This is a genomic window from Allobosea massiliensis (assembly GCF_042655245.1).
In the GTDB taxonomy this organism is placed as follows: domain Bacteria; phylum Pseudomonadota; class Alphaproteobacteria; order Rhizobiales; family Beijerinckiaceae; genus Allobosea; species Allobosea massiliensis.
The window spans coordinates 1-643 of the sequence record NZ_JBHSLU010000053.1; the positions used below are offsets into that span (position 1 = coordinate 1).

Sequence of the window (643 nt, forward strand, 5' to 3'; positions counted from 1 at the left end):
GTGGGGCGATCTCACAACGGATCCAAAGCCGGTATTGGCGGCGAGCAAAGGACCTGCCGCTGAGCGGCCGACGCGTCGAACTCCAGGTCCTCGTCCGGCGCTTTCGGTGCGATGCGGTCCTATGCGGCCGCCAGATCTTTGCAGAGCGCTTTGGTGACCGCATCCTCGCGCCACGAGCACGCCGGACGGATCGTCTCGATCATATCGTCCAGCATCTCGGGCTCGCGTTGGGCGGCCGACCCGGAGCGAGTTTTGCCGCCAGGATGATGCTGCCGGTCAGCAACGATACGCTGCTGCGCGTGGTCCGGCAGCGTGCGCGGGTGCCGAGCGACCCATTACGCGTGATCGGTATCGATGACTTCGCGTGGCGGCGCAATCACCGCTACGGCACGATCGTCTGCGACCTCGAACGCCGCCGGCCGGTCGTCCTGCTTCCTGACCGGGAGCCGGCGACATCGGAAGCTTGGCTCCTCCGTCAGCCGCTTATCCATACCGTTGCCCGTGACCGTGGCGGGGGCTACGGCGAGGCGGTGGCGCGTGCCTTGCCGCAGGCCGTCCAGGTTGCCGACCGCTGGCACCTGATGGAGAACGCCAGCCGCGCTTTCCTCGACGCCGTGCGCAAGTCGATGCGCCAGATCCGCGG

Annotated in this window: 1 protein-coding gene; it reads left to right on the plus strand. The window is 67.7% G+C overall.

Features of this window, described 5'->3' with window-relative positions:
- Positions 1–643, plus strand: a 643-nt coding sequence (locus ACFPN9_RS17060; RefSeq protein ID WP_377817290.1) for an ISL3 family transposase, incomplete at both ends; no start/stop codon positions are given.